An 18170-nucleotide genomic window follows, 5' to 3' on the forward strand; every position below is an offset into this window, starting at 1 on the left:
CCCGAAGGGCCGCCGCAGCTGTCGTGCCTGAACCGAGTGTCCGGATGGCGCCGCAGCTCGACGAGCTGTGCTGGTTCTGTCCCGAGCTTCGCATCTTCTTTGCGCCACGGACCGAACCGTGGGAAGACCTGGTCGTCGAGCTCATGCTCGAGTAGCCGAACCTCTCCCACTCCACCAGCGCGTTTGCGCCGCGTTGGGTTCCACAGGCCGTCATCGACTGCACCGCTCGCAAGGCGCCGAAAAGTGCCTTCTCCGACTGCTACGCTGTCAGCCTCTTGTCGGAGCGGGTGTTCTCTGACCTCGATGCTGTCTCACAAGTGCGAGGAACGGGTCGGCGCAAGCGACAGCCGGACCAGCGCCGCGAACACCGCCCGATCGGCCCAATCCAGGCGTGGCTTCGGGGTGGCTCTGCGAGGAACGGCGACCTCGTGACGCAGGATAGGCAGCTCAATGTCTTTGGACGCCGACCCGCGGCCTCGTAGCAACAGCCAGCCGAGAATCCGGACAAAGAGCAAATACAGTAGGCGGTACGACACACCCGCGATCATGCCCCGCCGCCGGAGCGCACCGATCATCGCAGCTCACAGGCCCAGGCTGACTTCCGAAACCCGACAGGGGCGGCCGGGCACTGGTCGGCGGCCCGGACCGGGTCGTAGCCGCGACGATCCGCAAGACCCTCCGACAGCACCGACTGCCACCCGCACCCACGCGCAGTACCGACCAGACCTGGCCTTCCTACGCGCACACGCCAAGACCCGACTAGCCGTCGATCTTCCGAGGTACCCAGCTAACTGCGCGCCCGGCGGGGGGTCAACCGGGGTGTGATCCAGGACGCCGATCAGGCCGCTGGCTCCGCGACCTCCGGCGGACCAGGTTGAGCCAGATCGCCCTCGTCAGCAGGCCTAGCGGGGAGTCAGTACCAGCATCGGGATCTGTCGCGAAACCCTACGCTGGTAAATCTCGTACTGCCCGCGGAAGTTCGTGTTGGCGATCTGCCACAGCCGGGCATAGTCCGGGTCGTCGGGCAGCACCTGCCTGGCGGTAACCCCGAACCGCTTCGGGCCGACGTTGACCTCAACGTCGGGGTTGGCCTTCAGATTGTGATACCAGCCCGGGGACCGGGGATTGCCACCGTTCGACGCCACGAGCAGGTAGGTGTCATCGTCGCGAAAATAGACGAGCGACGTGGATCGCGCCTGGCCGGTCTTCGCGCCGATCGTGTGCAACAACAGGTTCGGCGGTGTGCCCGGTATGAACCGATGCCCGATCCGTCCATTGGTGCCCTTGTAGACTGCGTTGTGTATGCGTAGAACCCGCACTCCGATCTTCTCGACCCATCGGGGAGTGTCCATGAAGTCTGCCCTTCTTCCATTCTTATGTGATGTCGGAGGCCTATTGGCGGGGTACGGTGATGTCAGAACAAGCTGTAGCCGCCATCGATCGTCAGGGTGTCTCCGGTGTGATAAGCACTGGCGGGGCTGGCCAGGTAGGCCGCAACGGCTTCGAAGTCGTCCGGCTGTCCCCAACGGCGGGCGGGAATGCGCGCTTGGACCACCTCACTGAACCGCTCCCTCGCGAACAGCCCGTCGGTCATGGGGGTTTCGATCCAGCCGGGCAACACCGAGTTGGCGCGGATGCGGTATTTGGCGAGTTCGACGGCGATCGAGTTCATGATGGCGATCAGCCCAGCCTTGCTGGCCCCGTAGGCCTGGCCGCGCGGAACACCTTGGCGGGCAGCGAGACTCGCGGTGGCCACCAGGCTGCCGCCGTCGCCCTGCGCGATCATGACCTTCGCGGCCTCGCGCAGGGTGACGAAGGAACCCTCGAGGTTGATGGAGGTGACCCGACGGAAGTCCGCGAGACTCGTCTCCGCGAACGACGCGGCCCCTTGGGCTACACCAGCATTGACGAAACACGAATCAATGCGTCCCAATTCAGCGGCGGTGCGCCCGATCGCCTCGACAACCTGTTGTTCGTCGCCGACATCGCAGCGCAGAGCCAGCACTCGACCGCCGTGACCGCCCAGTTGAGCGGCCGCCGCGTCGTTCCGCTCCGTATTGCGACCAAGGATGCAGACGTCGGCGCCCGCCTTCGCCAGCCCGCGGGCAAAGCCCAGGCCGATTCCGGAGTTGCCGCCGGTGATGACGGCGACATGGCCACTGAGATCGAACATCGGTGTCATCGAAGGGATCCTTCGGTCGCGGGCAGCACTGCCTCAGCAGCTGGACAACGCCGCCGTATCGTATACGCAAGTCGCTTGCGTATACTAGTGGCACTCTCAATCTCGTTCAACAGTGAGCGGGAGGGGGCGCGGCCGGCAGGGTCTCCATGCGTGACGAGGTGCATGTGACACGGATATACCAGCGACTTGCGTAATTGATCGTGATTCGATAGCCTTGGTGCACGAACAACACGTCAGAGGGAGGCAACCATGACGAACAGGACCGTCGATGGCGATCAGGTGAGCCCATACCGACTCGCGCACTTGGTGTTGCGGGTGTCCAGCCTGGAGCGCAGCGTCGCGTGGTATTCCGAAGTGCTCGGTGCGCGTGTGGTGGGTTCCGGTGGCTTTTTCGCCGGACTCACCTACGACGAGGAGCACCACCGGATCGCCTTCATCGAAGTAGCCGGAACCGCCCGCGAGACGGAGACCTTCGGCGCCAGCGCCGTGGTGGAAGATGAGGCCGAGCGCGCCGCCGCGGCCGGCGCCGACGCCATACAGTTCTCCACCGAACCCGGACTCGAACACGTCGCGTTCACCTACGACAGCCTCGGTGGCCTTCTCAACACCTACGTGCGGCTGCGCGACCATGACATCAAGCCGATCCTCTCCATCAATCATGGCCCGACGACGTCGCTCTACTACAGCGATCCCGACGGCTTCCGAGTGGAACTTCAGATCGACAACCTGCCGATGGGTACCGCTCAAGAATTTGTTGACTCTCAGACGAACATGGTCGGTATCCCCATCGATCCCGAAGAGCTGCTGCGGCGCTACGAAGCGGGAGAACCGGTACAGACACTGGTGACCTGGGAAGCGTGGCGCCAGCCCGAACCGGCCACGTCTTAGCGATTCCCTACTACACCAGCGAAGTCTGACAGAAAGGCTCACATACCTCTTCTGTCAGACTTCGCAATCTTCACCTTGGATGTGTCGGCCTCGGCCGATCGCGCTATGCCATCAACGACTCCGGGTGCCGATCACCACGTCATGCAATCGACGAGAAGCTCCCGATCTGGAGTTGGACCGGCAGGCGCCCGTCGACGTCGCCCCAGATGCACACGCTGCGCGCTTGTTACGCCGCATTGGGCGCCCTAGGCTCAATGCCACGTAGCTTACGTTAATCATGCTGCGCGTGGGGTGCTGGTGTGGAAGGTGAGGGTGGGTGACCAGGGGCGGCGGGTACTGCTGGGTTCATGGGGTTTCTTGACGCGGTAGCTGTTGTGGCGGGCGCGCTTGACGGCGCGAGGCAGGTGGGGTCGCGTCGTTCGGGGTTGATTCTGTTGAGGTGCAATGGACAGGTCGACAGCTCAGGGTCCACATGACGTGAAACGCGGTCTTCAGGCAATTGATTATTGCCAATCCATAGTCGATAAGGAGAACCCTTCGTGAGTGCCATCAAAACCAGCTTCGGCTTTTCCAGCACCGCCGGAGAGGTCGCAGCCGGCGTCGACTTGTCCGGTCGTCGCGTCGTGGTCACCGGTGCGTCATCCGGCCTCGGCATTGAGACCGCTCGCGCACTCGCAGGCACCGGCGCCGAAGTCACCCTGGCTGTGCGAAACACTGCGGACGGTGAACGTGTCGCCAAGGACATCGCCACCTCCACTGGCAACGACGCACTGCACGTCGCAGCGCTCGACCTCACCGACCTGGCCTCAATCACGGCGTTCGTCGAGTCCTGGGACGGACCTCTTCACGTGCTGGTGAACAATGCCGGAGTGATGGCCAGCCCCGAAACCCGGACTGCGTACGGATGGGAACTGCAGTTCGCGACCAACCACCTAGGCCATTTCGCGCTCGCCACTGGACTCCACAATGCGCTCGCCGCCGACGGCGCCGCCAGGATCGTGTCGGTGAGCTCCACCGGTCACCTGATCTCTCCCGTGATCTTCGACGACCCGCACTTCACGACGCGGCCCTACAACCCGTGGCTGGCCTACGGACAGTCAAAAACCGCCAACGTGCTGTTCGCGGTAGAAGCGACTCGTCGATGGGCCCGCGACGGCATCACCGCCAATGCCCTTATGCCCGGTGTCATTATCACCAACCTGCTGCGCCACATCGGTGACGCGAACAACAACGCGTTCTCAGAAGATCTGCTCAAATCCGCGGCGCAGGGTTCGGCCACATCGGTGCTACTCGCCGTGTCGCCACTGCTGGAGGGTATCGGCGGCCGCTATTTCGAAGACTGCAACGAAGCCGAGGCCGTCGACCGTGCCACCAAGCGCGCTCCCGGCAGCGCGCCTGCGGGCGTGGCGCAAGACGCTCTCGACCCTGCGACCGCCGACCGACTGTGGACATTCTCCGAAGAACTAATCCTCAAAGCGACCGACTGACGACATTCTTGCTTTGGGCCGAACCAGGTTGCTAATGAATGGTTCCCAGATCCTCAACGACCTGACCACCACTTTGGTTCGATCTAATCGAACCAAAGTGGTGGTCAGGTCTCTTGCCGCTCCGCGGGGCCAGTTGGGCGAGTGAAAATTTTTGCGGTCAGCTTACGTTGGCGGGCTGCCCTACTAGTGGAGCTGGCCGGTGCGCAGATCGATAGGAGATGCATGACTCACTCGACTGGGAAGGGCCCGCTGGCTGGGGTCAAGGTCCTCGAGGTCGGCGGCATGGGACCCGCGCCGTTCGCCGGCATGACCCTGGCCGATATGGGCGCCGAGGTCGTCCGGGTTGAACGCCCCGGTGGCCTCGGGGTCTTTCCTGGCAAGCCCGAGCAGGACGTGCTCAACCGCGGCAAGCGCGGCGTGATCCTCGATCTGAAGCGACCCGAGGCGGTCGAAGCGCTGCTCGAGATGGTTGAGCGAGCAGATGTCCTGATCGAGGGCCACCGCCCGGGAGTGGCCGAACGGCTCGGCATCGGGCCCGAAGAGTGCCGGGTGCACAACCCCAAGCTCGTCTATGGCCGGATGACCGGGTGGGGGCAGGAGGGGCCGCTCGCGCAGACAGCCGGTCACGACCTCACCTACATCGCGATCACCGGAGCCCTCCACGCGATCGGCCAGGCCGGAGGGCCGCCCCAGATCCCGCTCAACATCGTTGGCGATTACGGCGGCGGGGGAATGTACCTCGTCGCGGGTGTCCTCGCGGCCCTGCGCGAGGCCGCGCTGACCGGGCTTGGACAGGTGGTCGATGCGGCGATCGTCGACGGTGTCGCTCACCTGCTCGCCGCCACCCACGCCCTAGTCAATACCGGCACCTGGGCCGAGAAGCGCGGGGTCAATCTGCTCGACGGCGGTGCCCCGTTCTACTCAGTCTACGAAACGGCCGGCGGCCGGCACATGGCCGTTGGTGCGATCGAGGCTAAGTTCTACGCGCAGCTGGTCGCGAGACTGGGGATAACCGTAGATCTGAAACAGCAGAATGACCGCGCGACATGGGCAGGCACCCGTAAAGCCATCGCGGAGGCCTTCGGCGCGCGCACGCAGGCCGAGTGGACGGCGGTGTTCGAAGGTACGGACGCATGTGTCTCACCGGTGCTGACTATGCATGAGGCTGCCGAACACCCGCATATGAAAGACCGAGGTGCGGTTTTCACCCGCGACGGGCTCTTCCAACCGGCCCCGGCACCCCGGTTCCCCGCCCACCCTGCGGTCGTGCCGACCGCGCCGCCGACTCCTGGCCTGCACACCAGAGAAGTAATCTCCGAGTGGGGCGTGGACCCGGAGCCGCTGCTCGCTTCTGGTGCGGCCGAGCAGGACGAGTCGGAGAACAGGGATGACTGACCGCAGGGTCCGGCCGCTGTCCTACAAGCCGTAGGTTTTGCCGATGATGTCACGTTGGATTTCGCTGGTACCACCCAGGATCGTGGTGACCAGGGTGCTACGAACATGCTTTTCCATGTCGAACTCTCTGGCATAGCCGCAGGCACCCATCATTTGCATGCCAGCCAGTGCAACCTGTTTCGCGGTCTCGGTGGCTTTCAGTTTAGCCATCGAGGCTTCACGGGCAAGCATCTTGTCGGGGTGGGCGTCGGCTTCGCGGGCGACGCTGTAGACCAGGAGCTTGGTGCATTCGATCTCGGTGGCGAGGTCGGCGAGACGGTGCCGCAGAGCCTGGAATGAACCGATCGGACGGCCGAATTGCTTACGCTGACTGACGAACTGCAGGGTGTCGTCGAACGCGCGGCGGGCAGTCCCGATGCCCTGGGCCGCGATGATGAGGCGCTCGAAGTTGAGCCCGGCCATGAGTTGACGCCAGCCGTTACCGACTTCGCCGATCACCGCGTCGGCGGGCAGCAGGACGTCGGTGAAGTAGAGGTCGTTGGTTTCGTTCAAACCGCCCATCAGCTCGATCGGGCTGATCTTGAGGCCATGGGTTTTGGCTGGCACGTGGAACATAGTGAGTCCCTCGTGCTTTCCGCCGCTGCGGTCGGTGCGCGCGACGAGCAGGATGTTCTCGGAGATGTGTGCGTTGGAACACCAGCTCTTCTGGCCGTTGATGAGCCAACCGTCCGAGGTCTTCTCAGCTTTGGTGCTGAGGTTGCCGACGTCGGAGCCCGCCTCGGGCTCGGACATCGAAATCGACTGGGACACACCCCGCACGATGCCGCGCAGCACATTGTCCTTCTGCGCTTCGGTGCCGAATTTCTGGTACGGGCCGCCAGTGATCAATGTCGGGCCGATCGCACTGATCGGCAGCATGCCGCGCGCGGTCTCCTCGAGCAGGATGCACATGTCCACCATGGTTGCGCCCGAGCCACCGTACGCCTCCGACACAGTCAAGCCGAGCCAACCCAGCGCAGCCATCTTCTCGTAGAGGGCCTGATTGTGCCCCTGCTCATCATGATTGGTGAGCTGGTCTCGCTGCTCGCGAGTGCCTGCCTCGCGCTTGGCGAAGTTGGCAATGGCCTTAGCGAATTCCTGTTGTTCCGAGCTGAACTCAACGCCCATGAGGGTGCTCCAGGTGGCTCGAGGGTGGAAATGGGGACATCGACTCTCCTTGCAAGTTCAAGACCCGAAGTTGGGCTGCCGGCGGGTGAGCATCGCCGTCGCCCCTTCGATGAAATCGGACGTGGTCATCAGCTCGATCTGGCCTACCGTTTCGCGTTCCAGGGCCGCATCGAGTTCGGTGAGGGTGGCGGCGTTGAGGGATGCCTTGGTCAGTTCCAGCGCGCGGCGCGGTCCTCTGGCGAGCTTGCCCGCGACGGCGTCGACGTGCGCGTCGAGTTGGTCGTCGGGTAGCGCCTTGGTGATGAGCCCGGCGGCAGCGGCCTCTGCGACCGGGAGCCGCTCGCCCAAGAGGGCCAGCGCCGCTGCCCGCACGCGGCCGACAGCGGCCGCGACGAGCGCGGTGGCGCCGCCGTCCGGCATCAAGCCGATATTGATGAACGGCATGAGCAGATAGGTACTTTCGGCGGCGTAGATGAGATCGGCGGCCAAGGCGAGGGACAGTCCGACGCCGGCGACGGGTCCGTTGATCCTGGTAATCACTGGGACCGGCACCGTGACCACCGACCGGATCATGCGATTAGCCGCATCCATCACGATTTCTGATCCCTTCCGGCCGCCCGCGTCGTGGACGGGCGAGGACACGTCGGCGCCGGTGCAAAACGCCTTGCCCTCGCCGGTCAGCACTACGACGCGGACCGACGAGTCGGTTGCCGCCTCGGTCAAGACGTCGCCGATCTCGATCATGCTGGCCAGGTCGATGGCGTTCATCCGGGCCGGCCGGGTGATGGTGAGACGCAGGAGACCTCCATCACGGTCGACTCGCAGGTTTTCGGTCGGGGTGATCTGCATTTCGTCCTTCTATCCGGCTACAGCGAGCGAGCGATGAGTTCTTTCATGACTTCATTGGCGCCGCCATAGATTCGCTGCGCGCGTCCGTCGATGAACATCTGAGCGATCGGGTATTCCAGCATGTAGCCGTAGCCGCCGAACAGCTGCACACACCGGTCGACGACCTGGCACTGTATGTCGGTGACCCAGTACTTGGCCATGGAGGCGGCGGCCGGGTCGAGTTCGCCGCGCAGGTGGCGGTCGATGCAGCTGTCAACGAAGACGCGCGCGATGTGAGCGACTGTGGCACATTCGGCGAGCTCGAATCGGGTGTTCTGCATGTCGAACAGTGTCTGCCCGAATGCCTTGCGCTGTTTTGTGTAAGCAACGGTTTCCTCGACGGCTCGCTCCAGCGCGGCGATTCCCATGATGGCGATAATCAGCCGCTCCCAGGGGAGCTTGGCCATCGAGTAGCTGAATCCCTTGCCTTCCTTGCCGAGCAGGTTCGCTACCGGCACTCGAACGTCGTCGAAGAACAGCTCGGCGGTGTCCGCCGCCTTCATGCCAACCTTCTTCAACTTCCTGCCGACCTTGAATCCGGCAGCATCCGCTGTCTCCAAGACCAACAACGAGATGCCGTGGACCGACGCGGCCGCAGGGTTGGTCTTGACTACAAGCACGACGATGTCAGCGGTGGCGCCGTTCGTGATGAACGTCTTCGCGCCGTTGAGTCGGTAATGGTCGCCGTCGCGGATCGCCGTGGTGCGCAGAGCTTTGAGGTCAGACCCGGCACCCGGCTCGGTCATGGCGACTGCGCCGAGCAGCTCGCCTGTCGCCATCCTGGGAAGCCAGCGCCGCTTCTGCTCCTCGGTGCCGTACGTCGCCAAGTAATGCGCGACGACCCCGCTGTGCGCGTGATTGCCGAAGCCGGTTTCGCCGCTGGCCGACGCCGCCTCGAAGATCGCCAGGTCGTGCGCGATCGAGCCGCCGCCGCCGCCATATTCGACGGGTATCGCCGCACACAGCAAGCCGAGCTTCCCAGCCTTAAGCCAGAACTCCCGGTCGATATGCTGCTGCTGTTCCCAGCGCTCCCGGTTCGGAGCTCCCTCGGTGTCGAAGAACTTACGAGCCATGTCCTTTAGCGCGGCGACCTCGTCGTCGACCCAAAGCGAGCGATACATTGTGGTTCCCTCAGAAGTTGAGGCCGCCGCCGCAGACCAGAGTCTGCCCGCTGACATAGTTGGATTCGGGCGTGCACAGGAGGTAGACGGCGCCGGCCGCTTCGACGGCTGTGCCACCGCGGCCGAGGGGAATCGACGTCTCCATCGCCGTAACCACGTCCGGGTTCACGCCGACCTTGATTGCCCTGCCATCTATGTCGATCGTGGCGCCCGCGCCGGCGGGCGCCTCGGTGAGGCGGGTTTTGATCATGCCAAAGGCAACGGAGTTGACGGTGACGTTATAGCGGCCCCACTCCTTCGCGAGGGTCTTGGACAAACCAGTGACACCGGCCTTGGCCGCCGAGTAGTTCGCCTGCCCGACGCTGCCACCCGTCCCCGAGAGTGAGGAGATGTTGACGACCTTGCGGCAGGGGATCGGCTCGCCGGCTTGCTTTGCCTTCTTGACCGCCGCGGAGATCACCGGTTGGGCGGCGCGCAGGATCCGAAACGGCGCCTTGAGGTGCACGTCGAGGATGGCATCCCACTGCTCGTCGGTCATCTTCTGAATCACCGAATCCCACGTGTAGCCCGCGTTGTTGATGATGATGTCCAGGCCGCCGAACGACTCGACGGCGGCCTGCACGAAGCGCTCGGCGAACCCCTCCTCGGTCACGCTGCCCGCACACACGACCGCCGTTCCGCCCGCGGCCTCGATCGCCGCGACAGTATCCTTGGCAGGTTCGACATCGAGGTCATTGACCACGACCGAAGCGCCCTCGGCGGCGAGCTTCAATGCGATCTCGCGGCCGATGCCACGACCCGAACCGGAGACAATGGCAACCTTGCCATCAAGAGTTCCCATGTTCTGCAATACCTTTCAGAGTGCGACGACGGCGTCGCCGGTCAGGGTGACGGTGCCGTCGGCGAGAGTGACGGCGAGCGCCAAGGTGGCCCGGCGTTCGCCGTCCACCTCATCGATCGAGACGACTTTCCCGGTGGCAGTCGGCTGGCCCAGCACCGGCGTGATCGCCGCGAACCGCACTCGGTAGGACCGGATCCGCTGCTGCGGCACCCAATCGGTCAACAGTCGCCCGAGGTAGGCCATCGACAGCATGCCGTGCGCGAACACATCGTCCAGACCCGCGGACCTGGCCACGTCGATGTCAATGTGCATCCGGTTGTGGTCGCCGGAGGCGCCGGCGAACAACGCCAGAGTGGTGCGCGAGATCGAACCGATCTTCAATGCCGGAAGTTCGGTGCCGACCTCGGTCTGCTGAGTCCATGTCATGTGACTGCTCCGGGGTTGCGGACGACGATTACCGTCTCCAGGTCGGCAACCGCTGACCCGTCGGCGCGGGTGATCGCGGTGTTCTTGACAATGAACTCCAGCGCTCCGCCCTTCTTGCTGTAGACGTCGACGATCCGTGGGGCCGCCGTGAGCGTGTCACCCGCGTATGCCGTGGAGTGATAGGTGAACGACTGCTCGCCATGTAGTAGGAAGCGCGGGTCGATGCCCTGATCGGTGACCCATCCGAACTGATCTGGATTTTCCAGCTCGATGGAGAACAGAAAAGTCGGCGGTGCGGGCAAATCAGCGTGGCCAGCGGCTTTCGCCGCATCGATATCGGTATACAGCGGGTTGGTCTCGCCGATCGCCTTCGCGAAAAAGCGAAGGCGCCCGGCGTCGATGGCGAGCGTTGTTACCGGAAGCTGTGTTCCGATGAACGCGGGGTCTACAGCCACTCAGCTCACCTTCTCATACAGTGTCACGACCGCTGCCCCACCGACTCCGATGTTGTGCTGCAGCGCAAGTTTGACGCCCTCGACCTGGCGGGCCTCGGCCTGCCCACGCAGCTGCCACACGAGCTCGGCGCACTGGGCAAGGCCGGTCGCGCCGAGTGGATGCCCCTTCGAGAGCAGACCACCCGACGGGTTGGTGACCACCCGTCCGCCATAGGTGTTGTCGCCGTCGGCGATGAACTTCTCGGCAGTGCCCTCCGGCGTGAGCCCGAGCCCTTCGTAGGTGATCAATTCGTTGGTGGTGAAACAGTCATGCAGCTCGACAACTCGAATGTCCCCCGGGTCGACGCCAGCTGCTTCGTAGACCTGGTCCGCCGCCGCTCTGGCCATGTCGTACCCGACCAAGTTCATCATGTCCGCACTGTCGAATGTCGACGCGAAGTCGGTCGTCATCGCTTGCGCTTTGATGACGACCGATGCATCGAGGCCGTGCTTGCGAGCGAACTCCTCGCTGCAGATCACCGCTGCCGCCGCACCGCAGGTGGGCGGGCAACACTGCAGGCGCGTCAGAGGGCCGTAGATATGCGGCGACGCCAGTACTTCCTCGACAGTGACCTGGTCACGGAAGACGGCATACGGGTTGTTGGCGGCATGCCGGCGTGCCTTGACAGAGATCTTGGCGAAGACCTCTCGCGCAATGCCATACTTCTCGGCGTACTGCCGTCCCGCGCCACCGAAATACTGTGCCGCGAACGGGGATTCGTCCTGACCTTGGACCGCGTGCCTCACTGCGTCGAACCGGTCGAAAGGTGTCGGCCGGTCCGACCAGTGCGTGCCCAGTGCGCCGCGCTGCATCTGCTCGAAGCCCAGAGCGAGCACACAATCAACAGCACCGCTCTCCACGGCCTGCCGGGCGAGGAAGAGCGCGGTGGAGCCTGTCGCGCAGGCGTTGTTGACGTTGACGATCGGGATACCGGTCTGGCCCACCCCGTAGAGGGCGGCTTGCCCAGAGGTCGAGTCGCCGTAGACATAGCCGACGTATGCGTGCTGAACCTGGCCATAGTCGATACCGGCGTCGGCGAGGGCCGCTATTGCCGCCTTCTCGCCCATCACGTCGTAGGACTCGCTTCGACTCGGGGTCGCGAAGGGAACCATCCCCACGCCCAGTACACGTGCCTTGTTCTTCGTCACCCTCCCAGTCATACTGCAAGTGAAACGATTATGCAAGCGGCTTGCATGTCAGGCTCGCCCGGCGCAGACTTAACCATCCGAGCCGCCGTCACCCGAGCAAGGAGAGATCGCCATGCCCGCCCGCTCGATCCCGACCAGTCACCCCGTCGCGGCGACGCTCTCGCATGGAGAAGGACAGTTGGCGGAGCTCATCGGCAAGATCACGGCCGCCCGTGGCATGACGACGGCCTGAGGTAACCGGCATCCGCAGACGGCGCACTTCAGTCGTTGCGAGTCAGCCCGCGGTTGGCTGCCGGGTCACGCTCGCACTACGACGTCACGACCGACCACCTACTCGCTTATGGAGTGACTGTATGACCACATCGACCGCCTCTCGACCCGCCGACGCCTCGGGCACCTTCGCCCTCGGCGGCGACGTGCCTGTCAACCGTCTCGGTTACGGCACGATGCAACTCACCGGCCCCGGTGTCTGGGGCGATCCCAAGGATCCCGCCGAAGCCGTTCGTGTACTGCGCCGCGCGGTGGAACTGGGCGTCAACTTCATCGACACCGCGGACTCCTACGGCCCGTTCGTCAGCGAGAGCCTCATCCGCGTCGCGCTGCATCCTTATGCCGACGATATCGTCATCGCCACCAAGGGCGGTCTCACCCGCTGCTCCGGCCCGGGCGACTGGCGTCCGCTCGGCAGGCCCGAATACCTGCGCCAGCAGCTGCATTTGAGCCTGCGCCACCTCGGGCTCGAACGGATCGACCTCTACCAGTTGCACCGCATCGACTCCGCCGTACCACTGGCCGATCAGCTCGGCGCGCTCGTCGAATTGCAGCAGGAGGGCAAGATTCGCCATATCGGCCTCTCCGAGGTGAGCATCGAACAGGTGCAGCAGGCGCGCGAGATCGCTGATATCGTCTCGGTGCAAAACCTCTACAACCTCGTCATGCGTAAGGCCGACGACGTCCTCGATTACGCCGAGGCCAACAACATCGCCTTCGTGCCCTGGTTTCCCATTGCCACCGGCCAACTCGCCCGCGCCGGCGGGCCGCTAGACACCTTCGCCAGTCAGCGTGGCGTCAGCCCTTCCCAGTTGGCCCTTGCCTGGCTGCTGCGGCGCTCCCCGGTGCTCCTCCCGATTCCGGGCACCTCGCGCGTCGCGCACGTCGAGGAGAACACCGCAGCCGCGACCATCACCCTCACCAACGAGGAGTTCAAGGCGCTGTCCGACGCTATCTGATCTACGGATCACCGGGCCGGCGACACCACTCACGAACAGCGGGGGCGATCACGGTCGAGTAGTGGACACCGCGCGGAATCCGGTGAAATATGGTCGATCGCGTCCGACCCGACCGGGAGCGATGGCCGCGGCAGTGCCGCGACGCCCTTAGCGGGCCGCCTTGCCCTCCATCGGGCCAGTCGCCGCTTCTGACACCCGCACGCACAGAGCCGATTCGCGCGCTGCCTGTGCCTACCGCGCCTCGCGCCGACAGGTCTCGCCGCCTGGCTCCGCCCTACCCGGTCACGCATCGCGGTCGCGCGCGGCGGGGATTGGGGTCAGACCTCGGCGGGAACTGGTGACCACAGAGCGTCGATCTCTCGCTCGACTGCCGCCAGGCTCTCCTTCGCGAGCGGGATCAGTTCGGCCATGGCCGGGTTCACCTCGGCCAGGGTGAGTTGGGCCGTGATGAAGCGCGGTTCCAGGCCCATCCCCGATACGCCGTGCGGGAGCCACGCCTCTGCGTGGTCCCAGCCTTCGCGAGGCGTTCCTTCGTTGTAACCGCCACCGCGTGAGGCGAGCACGATGAACTCCCGGCGTCCGAGCAAACCGGTATGCGTCTCCGCGTCGACCGACAGCCCAGGTGCGAGGCCCGGATGACTGCTGGGAGCGTTGTCTCGGTAACGGGTAACTGGCGGGTCTGGGGTCGAGTGACCCGTCGAAGACGCCGGCGAGGAACCGGGCCAGGTGCTCTAGGGGGAGCCGGTCGTCCAGCGACAACGCCCCACAGCTACTGCGAGCCGAGCTTGCGAAACCATAGAGACAGCCCGCCCAGCCGATCAGTGCTTCAAGGCTGTCGAATTGGTGGGTCTTTTCCTGCGGGCGAGTTCTACAAGTAGATGTGGTATGTCCATCGGCGGCAGCATTACTTCGATGAGCCATGCGTGTTCGGGGTCCGAGGCGCCTTGGAGTGCGTTCCGCAGTTCGCGGATGGTACGGACCTTCGCGGTGCGTACATTCGTGCCACCGAGCGCGGAGGGCAGCTCGGTCCAGTTCCATTGGACGATGGCGTGGTAGTCGGCCTTCGGGTTCTGGAGGATCCGTTCGACCGTGTAGCCGTCGTTGTTGAGCACGAACACAACGGGTCGGATACCGCGGGCATAGAACGTACCGAGTTCCTGCACGGTCAGCTGTGCTGAGCCGTCCCCGATGAACAGGACTGGTCGTCGATCGGGCCGGGCCAACGCGGCGCCGAGTATGGCCGGGAGGGTGAATCCGATCGATGACCACACTGGCTGGTCGAGCAGTTCGCATTCGGGTGGGAGTTGGAGATCGAGCGCGCCGTACAACGCTGTCCCGATGTCGGCGGCCACTGTCGTTGACGGCGGAAGCCAGTCCTGCACTCCTGCCCAGAATCGTGCGTGGTTCAGCGGTTCGTCGAGGTTCCCCCCGGGGTCGGACGCGGGCGTGGTAGGCGCGATCGGGCTGGCGTCGGTGAACTGGTGCTTGCTCACCAGTTGGTGTAGGACCTGCAGTGAGTCCTCCAGCCGCACACCCGGGTATATTGTCCGTCCGATCCGCGCGTGGTCGATCGTCAGCTCCACTGCGAGTGCGGAGTCGTAGCGGTGGGTGAAGGCTCCGGTGGTGAAGTCATTCTCCACTGTTCCGGCCATGACCAGCAGAGAAGCGTTGTCGATCGCTTCCCGGGCTTCGTCTGACCGGGTGGCTGTGCCGAAGTAGGTGCCCAGACTGGCCGGGTGGTCGGCATCTAGCAGCGGTTTCGATCCGGGCTGGAATGCCACCTGGACTCCGGGCAGTTCGGCGAGTTCGGCCACCGTCGTTTCCAGGCCCCGGCGATGTATGCGTGGCCCGGCCAGCATGGTGAGCTTCTGTTGGCCGGCGAAACGGCGTTCGAGGGCTTTGTGGAACATCTCGACCGCGGCAGGCTCACTGTCTATGGCTCGTAGAGGGGTCCGCAAGGGTTCGCTGGGGATGGGTGCGTTTGCTACGTCCAGCGGTACACCGAGGTAGACGGGTTTGCTCGTGTTCAGGGCGGTTAGCAGGACTCGGTCGATTTCCTGTGCTGCGGTGCGTGGATCCAGGATAGCCTGGGCCGCGGTGACTTCGCGGGACATCCGTTCGAACCGCAGGAAATCACCGTCGAGCAGGGTGTGGTGCAGCGGGGAGCGGCGCGCTATCGCCGCGCGAGGGGGCATGCCGACTATGTGCACGACGGGTACGTCTTCGGCGTAGCTGCCGGCGATACCGTTGATTGCTGACAACTCGCCTACCCCGTGGGTAGTGAGGAGAGCGCCCGGACGGCGGCCCACCCGGGCATATCCGTCCGCGGTGTAGGCGGCATTGAGCTCGTTCGTCGATCCCGACCACTCGATGCCCTCCACGGCGAGCAATTCGTCGAGAAGCGTCAGGTTGAAATCACCGGGCAGCCCGAATAGGTGGGTGACACCGAGCTGCACCAGCCGCGTCGCCAGGTAAGAGCCGACGCTTGCTGCGGTGGTAGCGGTTGCCATTTTGCGTTTCCTGACTTCGATGTGAGAACGGGTCTCTTGATTCGGAGGATTGCCGTCGGTCATGCTTTCCTCGATTCAGTGGGCCTTGTCCCGCGACAACACCTTCAAGCGTGTGGCCCTCGCTGCCGCTATCGGCGTAGCGACGCACGATGCCTTCGCGCCGGGGTGGGCAGCGGAATTCAGCCGATCGCCCTGTCCGCCCCTTCCCAGAACCTGGCGCGTACCGCCTTCTTGTCCGGCTTGCCCAACGCGGTCAGCGGCAATGAGTCCACCACCACGACCTGCTTGGGCGACTGCACCGAACCCTTGCGTGTCTTGACCGCAGCCTGGATCTCGGAGGTCATGGTCGCGATCGCCCTACCGTCGTCCGGAGCGCCCGGCCGCAGCACGACGACCGCAGTGACCGCCTCGCCCCACTGCTCGTCAGGTGTCCCGATCACGCAGACCTGCGCGACCGCCGAATGCTCGGCCACCACGTCTTCGACCTCCCGCGGAAACACGTTGAAGCCACCGGTGACGATCATGTCCTTCACGCGGTCGACGATGAACCAGAAACCGTCCTCGTCCTCGCGGGCTATGTCACCGGTGTGCAGCCAACCGTCCCTGAATGTCTCGGCAGTGACCTGGGGCAGGTTCCAGTAGCCCGCTGACAACAGGGGGCCGCTGACACAGATCTCGCCCGGCTCGCCCTGCCGCACCGGCTCGCCGTCCTCGCCGAGCAGCGCAGTCCGTGCCAGCGGAGTGGGTCGCCCGCACGAGGCCAGCCGCTTCTCGTCATGATCGGCCTTGGCCAGATACGTGATGACCATCGGCGCCTCGGACTGCCCGTAGAACTGCGCGAAGATCGGGCCGAACCGCTCGATCGCCTCGGCCAGACGCACCGGATTGATGGCCGATGCGCCGTAGTAGACGGTTTCCAGCGATGACAGATCACGGGTCCGCGAGTCAGGGTGGTCCAGCAGCGCATACAGCATCGACGGGACCAGCATCGTCGCCGTGATGTGCTGCTCCTCAATGGTTTTCAGCACCTCAGCCGGGTCGAATCTCTTCAGGACGATCATCTCGCCGCCCTTGACGACGACTGGGGTAAAGAACGTCCCACCGGCATGCGACAGCGGTGCGCACATCAGGAACCGTGGGTTGGCCGGCCACTCCCATTCGGCGAGCTGGATGGCGGTCATGGTCGCCATTTCCCTCGCCGTGCCGACGACACCCTTCGGCTTGCCAGTGGTTCCGCCGGTGTAGGAAAGGCCGATGACATGATCGGGTCGCAGGTCGGCGGCGACGAGCGTGCGCGGACTGAAGCCGGCCGCTGCTGCAGAGATATCGGTGCCGACGTCGCCGAGCTGGGCAGGCACTGGGCCGATCGTGAGGATCTGGCTGAGCGAGTCGACCTTGTCCACCAGGCGCCGTGCGCGCTCGACGAACATCGGATTGGGGTCGATGACCAGCGTGGTGACCCCGGCGTCGGACAGCGCATAGGCGTGGTCATCAAACGAACCCAGCGGGTGCAGCGGTGTCCGCCGGAAACCTTGGGTCTGGCTGGCGCCGGCCATCATCAGCACCTCGGGACGGTTGAGCGAGAGCAGCGCGACGGCGGCGCCTGTCCCCGCGCCGAGCGCCTCAAAGGCCTGTATGTACTGGCTGATCCGGTCAGCGAGCTGGCCGCCGGTCAGCGTGGTGTCGCCAAGGAACAGCACCGGCTTGTCCCGGTGGCGCCTCAGCGCGGCGGCCAGCAGGTGACCGGTGTGGTTGGGGTTGCGCGGGTCGTCACTCATAGTCACAGAAGTAAATCGCATATAAGAGTCAATAGCAAGTGCTTCCCAACCGTGCGATGACACGGACTCTCCTCGCGTCGCACTCGTGGCACTGTCGAGGCTTTGACGGGCTCTACGCCACGACGGCGCCGGGTCGGCATGACCCGCCGTCAGCGCTTGGCCAGGCCTGTGCGACCAGCAAGGATGCGCCCGGTACAGCAGCCCGCCCAGGGTGACGGGGATCACCGAGACACTCATCCCCCACCGAATAAGCAGCCAGAGCGCCAACGTTCGGCAGTGTCGGCGGGCGCGGGCAGCACAAAAGCTGCCCCGTGTCTGGTCGCAGTCGCGCAGCACGACCGGCTAAAACAAGTGATCGGCATTTGCAGGCCCCATGCTCCTCCTTGTAAGATGTTCATCCTGCGGGAACCTCGCCTCACGAGCCCCATGCAGGCAGCGGTGCCGCGCCGAGCGGGTTCGGTAGCTGCACGTCACCGTCGGTGACGTGAATTGGTGAGGCTTTCTGGGAACGGTGAGTTGGGTTTCACTGAGCTTCAGACTGCGACGCGGCAGCCCGACAGCGGGAGAGATCCAATGAGCATCCGAGCTTTCATCCGCCCGGTGGTCTCGTCGGCA

The 18170-nt window shown here is 64.5% G+C and carries 16 protein-coding genes and 1 pseudogene; 5 read left to right on the forward strand and 12 right to left on the reverse strand.

Going from position 1 to position 18170, the window contains the following annotated elements:
- Window positions 1–23 precede the first annotated feature (23 nt).
- Window positions 24–155: a hypothetical protein gene (locus JWQ81_RS23610; RefSeq protein ID WP_297544683.1), complete on the forward strand. Its 132-nt coding sequence runs from the start codon at window positions 24–26 to the stop codon at window positions 153–155.
- 747 nt (window positions 156–902) lie between these two features.
- On the opposite strand, the gene JWQ81_RS23615 is transcribed toward JWQ81_RS23610, so the two are convergent.
- Together JWQ81_RS23615 and JWQ81_RS23620 are read right to left on the reverse strand one after the other, a co-directional pair.
- A complete protein-coding gene (locus JWQ81_RS23615; protein ID WP_297544684.1) occupies window positions 903–1352 on the reverse strand; it encodes a nitroreductase family deazaflavin-dependent oxidoreductase in 450 nt (149 codons plus the stop codon).
- 62 nt (window positions 1353–1414) lie between these two features.
- The gene (locus JWQ81_RS23620; RefSeq protein ID WP_297544685.1) at window positions 1415–2182 is read right to left on the reverse strand and encodes an SDR family NAD(P)-dependent oxidoreductase; all 768 of its coding nucleotides are present in this window, start codon (window positions 2180–2182) and stop codon (window positions 1415–1417) included.
- Window positions 2183–2431: 249 nt separating this feature from the next.
- Here JWQ81_RS23620 and JWQ81_RS23625 point away from each other — a divergent pair, with 249 nt between their 5' ends.
- The 3 genes from JWQ81_RS23625 (at window position 2432) to JWQ81_RS23635 (ending at window position 5952) form a co-directional block, all read left to right on the forward strand.
- Entirely contained in the window at window positions 2432–3070 is a 639-nt protein-coding gene (locus tag JWQ81_RS23625) for a VOC family protein (RefSeq protein WP_297544686.1), read from the forward strand.
- A gap of 623 nt (window positions 3071–3693) precedes the next feature.
- Complete coding sequence (locus JWQ81_RS23630) at window positions 3694–4557, forward strand: SDR family NAD(P)-dependent oxidoreductase (RefSeq protein WP_297544687.1); 864 nt, start codon at window positions 3694–3696, stop codon at window positions 4555–4557.
- A gap of 222 nt (window positions 4558–4779) precedes the next feature.
- On the forward strand, window positions 4780–5952 hold the full coding sequence (locus tag JWQ81_RS23635) for a CaiB/BaiF CoA-transferase family protein (protein ID WP_297544730.1): 1173 nt from the start codon (window positions 4780–4782) through the stop codon (window positions 5950–5952).
- Between the two features lie 21 nt (window positions 5953–5973).
- Here JWQ81_RS23635 and JWQ81_RS23640 read toward each other — a convergent pair whose 3' ends face one another.
- Genes JWQ81_RS23640 through JWQ81_RS23670 form a run of 7 tightly spaced genes read right to left on the reverse strand, consistent with a single transcriptional unit; the run spans window position 5974 to window position 12038 of the window.
- Window positions 5974–7119 carry an acyl-CoA dehydrogenase family protein gene (locus tag JWQ81_RS23640; protein ID WP_297544688.1) on the reverse strand — a complete coding sequence of 382 codons (1146 nt, stop codon included), beginning with the start codon at window positions 7117–7119 and terminating at the stop codon, window positions 5974–5976.
- A gap of 57 nt (window positions 7120–7176) precedes the next feature.
- Complete coding sequence (locus JWQ81_RS23645) at window positions 7177–7968, reverse strand: enoyl-CoA hydratase (protein WP_297544689.1); 792 nt, start codon at window positions 7966–7968, stop codon at window positions 7177–7179.
- Between the two features lie 17 nt (window positions 7969–7985).
- Window positions 7986–9128: an acyl-CoA dehydrogenase family protein gene (locus JWQ81_RS23650; RefSeq protein WP_297544690.1), complete on the reverse strand. Its 1143-nt coding sequence runs from the start codon at window positions 9126–9128 to the stop codon at window positions 7986–7988.
- 10 nt (window positions 9129–9138) lie between these two features.
- Window positions 9139–9969 carry an SDR family oxidoreductase gene (locus JWQ81_RS23655; protein ID WP_297544691.1) on the reverse strand — a complete coding sequence of 277 codons (831 nt, stop codon included), beginning with the start codon at window positions 9967–9969 and terminating at the stop codon, window positions 9139–9141.
- A gap of 15 nt (window positions 9970–9984) precedes the next feature.
- Window positions 9985–10395, reverse strand: coding sequence for a MaoC/PaaZ C-terminal domain-containing protein (locus JWQ81_RS23660; protein WP_297544692.1), 411 nt, complete (start codon window positions 10393–10395; stop codon window positions 9985–9987).
- Entirely contained in the window at window positions 10392–10850 is a 459-nt protein-coding gene (locus tag JWQ81_RS23665; RefSeq protein WP_297544693.1) for a MaoC family dehydratase N-terminal domain-containing protein, read from the reverse strand. Before JWQ81_RS23665 ends, JWQ81_RS23660 begins: the two co-directional genes overlap by 4 nt.
- Window positions 10851–12038 (reverse strand): lipid-transfer protein, encoded by a 1188-nt coding sequence (locus JWQ81_RS23670; protein ID WP_297544694.1) that lies wholly within the window; start codon window positions 12036–12038, stop codon window positions 10851–10853.
- A gap of 353 nt (window positions 12039–12391) precedes the next feature.
- Between JWQ81_RS23670 and JWQ81_RS23675 the strand changes: the two genes are divergently transcribed.
- Window positions 12392–13267, forward strand: a complete 876-nt coding sequence (locus tag JWQ81_RS23675) for an aldo/keto reductase (RefSeq protein WP_297544695.1) — start codon at window positions 12392–12394, stop codon at window positions 13265–13267.
- A gap of 317 nt (window positions 13268–13584) precedes the next feature.
- Here JWQ81_RS23675 and JWQ81_RS23680 read toward each other — a convergent pair.
- From JWQ81_RS23680 to fadD8, 3 genes and pseudogenes are all read right to left on the reverse strand, one after another.
- Window positions 13585–13896 (reverse strand): annotated as a pseudogene (locus JWQ81_RS23680) (FMN-dependent NADH-azoreductase); the annotation flags it as partial.
- A 189-nt stretch (window positions 13897–14085) separates the two neighbouring features.
- On the reverse strand, window positions 14086–15777 hold the full coding sequence (locus tag JWQ81_RS23685; RefSeq protein ID WP_297544696.1) for a thiamine pyrophosphate-binding protein: 1692 nt from the start codon (window positions 15775–15777) through the stop codon (window positions 14086–14088).
- Between the two features lie 179 nt (window positions 15778–15956).
- A complete protein-coding gene (gene fadD8, locus JWQ81_RS23690; protein WP_297544697.1) occupies window positions 15957–17822 on the reverse strand; it encodes a fatty-acid--CoA ligase FadD8 in 1866 nt (621 codons plus the stop codon).
- Window positions 17823–18170 lie beyond the last annotated feature (348 nt).

It is taken from the genome of Amycolatopsis sp., from assembly GCF_025464955.1.
GTDB lineage: Bacteria > Actinomycetota > Actinomycetes > Mycobacteriales > Pseudonocardiaceae > Amycolatopsis.

Bases quoted from the DNA above. Each gene is read 5' to 3' on its own strand.
- JWQ81_RS23615 (WP_297544684.1), bottom strand. From the start codon at position 1,352: ATGGACACTCCCCGATGGGTCGAGAAGATCGGAGTGCGGGTTCTACGC.
- JWQ81_RS23620 (WP_297544685.1), bottom strand. From the start codon at position 2,182: ATGACACCGATGTTCGATCTCAGTGGCCATGTCGCCGTCATCACCGGC.
- JWQ81_RS23625 (WP_297544686.1), top strand. From the start codon at position 2,432: ATGACGAACAGGACCGTCGATGGCGATCAGGTGAGCCCATACCGACTC.
- JWQ81_RS23635 (WP_297544730.1), top strand. From the start codon at position 4,780: ATGACTCACTCGACTGGGAAGGGCCCGCTGGCTGGGGTCAAGGTCCTC.
- JWQ81_RS23640 (WP_297544688.1), bottom strand. From the start codon at position 7,119: ATGGGCGTTGAGTTCAGCTCGGAACAACAGGAATTCGCTAAGGCCATT.
- JWQ81_RS23645 (WP_297544689.1), bottom strand. From the start codon at position 7,968: ATGCAGATCACCCCGACCGAAAACCTGCGAGTCGACCGTGATGGAGGT.
- JWQ81_RS23650 (WP_297544690.1), bottom strand. From the start codon at position 9,128: ATGTATCGCTCGCTTTGGGTCGACGACGAGGTCGCCGCGCTAAAGGAC.
- JWQ81_RS23655 (WP_297544691.1), bottom strand. From the start codon at position 9,969: ATGGGAACTCTTGATGGCAAGGTTGCCATTGTCTCCGGTTCGGGTCGT.
- JWQ81_RS23660 (WP_297544692.1), bottom strand. From the start codon at position 10,395: ATGACATGGACTCAGCAGACCGAGGTCGGCACCGAACTTCCGGCATTG.
- JWQ81_RS23675 (WP_297544695.1), top strand. From the start codon at position 12,392: ATGACCACATCGACCGCCTCTCGACCCGCCGACGCCTCGGGCACCTTC.
- JWQ81_RS23685 (WP_297544696.1), bottom strand. From the start codon at position 15,777: ATGGCAACCGCTACCACCGCAGCAAGCGTCGGCTCTTACCTGGCGACG.